The organism is Methylibium rhizosphaerae (assembly GCF_006386545.1).
In the GTDB taxonomy this organism is placed as follows: domain Bacteria; phylum Pseudomonadota; class Gammaproteobacteria; order Burkholderiales; family Burkholderiaceae_C; genus Pseudorivibacter; species Pseudorivibacter rhizosphaerae.
Genome location: NZ_SWAR01000110.1, coordinates 1 through 1,686 on the forward strand (window position 1 = coordinate 1; position 1,686 = coordinate 1,686).

Genomic DNA, 1,686 nt, shown 5'->3' on the forward strand with positions numbered 1-1,686 from the left:
GCGGCAGTTCGCCTTTGATGGAATGGCAGTTCCAGCACTGGTTGAGGTGCGTCGACGTAAGTGCCCTGCAAGCCCTGCATTCCCAGTGCTCCACCACGCCTCCTATGACGCCCAACGTTCGACGTAAGGGGCTGGCCGCAGGCCAGTCCCCTTGACGGAGGGGTTAGGCCTTGGCGGGAGAGAAGACGACTTGGTGTTTGACGACTTACTGCTCACCGTTCTCATAGTGATAGTGATCCTGGCTAGCGCTTGAAAAGGACTGAATGAAGCTTGGGAGAGAGTGCTCTGGCTTCTTGGGCTTGAAGAAGCCTTCCTGAACCGCCCAATCGTAGGTGCCGATACCGACAGGGTATTGAGTGAGTGTTCCGCTCAGGCGATTTTCCCGAATCCAGGACTCCGCCTCTTCTTTCGTCTGGAACACGCCAGACGGAAAAGTTGCTCTGGTGCCGGAAAAGACCCAAACCGTAGCTCGCTTCATAAATTTTGACAGAGGGTTGATGTCGTGTAGGCGCTTCGGATGCTGAAAGGGTGAGCGTGCCCGTTGGGAGCCTTGTGAGGCCTAACGTTCGACATGAGCGGCATGTGGAAGCAGGCGAAGACCGCTGGAACATGTCCGGTCGATGGAAGGGTTAGGCGTCATGCTGTGCATGGCTCACAAGCCCTCGCCAGTGACAAGGACGGAGGCGAAGGCAACGACATACCACGCCAGAAGCGGTGCAAGTATCGCAGCCGCAATTGTCTGAAAAGCTGCGACGCCTTTTGATCTTGTGTAGTGCTTCGGCCCGAGCCTAAGCAGCGCTGCGGATGCAAACATGGGGATGGCGTGCAGCACAACGACCAATGGCAAGCCCAAGGTTCTGGACCCTGTGGAATGAAGGGACGGTGCCGAGAACAAGGCAATGAAGTACACGGCACAGAAAGCGCAAGCGCAGACGAAGGCTCGCATTGGGGTCGACATGAGCGTGTGCGCGAGATCCACTTTTGACGCCTAACTTTGTTATGGCCAGCAGAATAGCTGGATAGAACCGCCGCTCTCCCCACCCAAAGGCGGGATAGCCCTCGGCAAACCCGCTTGTTGCCTGGGCTGCCGAAGCGGGCTGTACGCGCATACAGTATAAATGACCCGTGAAAACCGGCGCGCCCGCCCTGCCCCCGCTGAAGTCAGCCAAGGTGCTTGACCAGCTGCGCGAGCGTGTGCGCTACCTGCACTACAGCCCCCGCACCGAGAAGAGTTACGTCTACTGGGTGCGTGCCTTCATCCGCTTCCACGGTGTGCGTCACCCGGCATCGATGGGACCGACGGAGGTCCAGGCCTTCCTGAGTTGGCTGGCCAATGAACGCGGCCTGGCCGCGGCCACCCACACGCAGGCTTTGTCGGCGTTGCTGTTCTTCTACGGCAAGGTGCTGGGCATCGATCTGCCCTGGTTGCAGGATATCGGTCGGCCCAGGCAAGCGCGGCGCCTGCCTGTGGTCTTGGCTCCGGACGAGGTGGCGCGCGTGCTGTCGGTGATCGACCCTTCGCACCGCACCTTGGCCAAGTTGTTGTATGGCACCGGCATGAGGCTGAACGAAGGCCTGCAGTTGCGCGTCAAGGACCTGGAGTTCGACCGGCAGGTGATCCTGGTGCGGGAGGGCAAGGGCGGCAAGGATCGGGTGGTGATGTTGCCTCGCTCCCTCGTGGCACCG

Annotated in this window: 2 protein-coding genes; one reads left to right on the forward strand and one right to left on the reverse strand. The window is 60.0% G+C overall.

The window, feature by feature from the left end; translation table 11 throughout:
* Positions 1 to 205: 205 nt before the first annotated feature.
* Positions 206 to 478, reverse strand: coding sequence for a DUF7710 domain-containing protein (locus E8D38_RS29595; RefSeq protein ID WP_140637474.1), 273 nt, complete (start codon positions 476 to 478; stop codon positions 206 to 208).
* A 647-nt stretch (positions 479 to 1,125) separates the two neighbouring features.
* Between E8D38_RS29595 and E8D38_RS27580 the strand changes: the two genes are divergently transcribed.
* Positions 1,126 to 1,686, forward strand: a 561-nt coding sequence (locus tag E8D38_RS27580; RefSeq protein ID WP_181179548.1) for a phage integrase N-terminal SAM-like domain-containing protein, incomplete at its 3' end; no start/stop codon positions are given.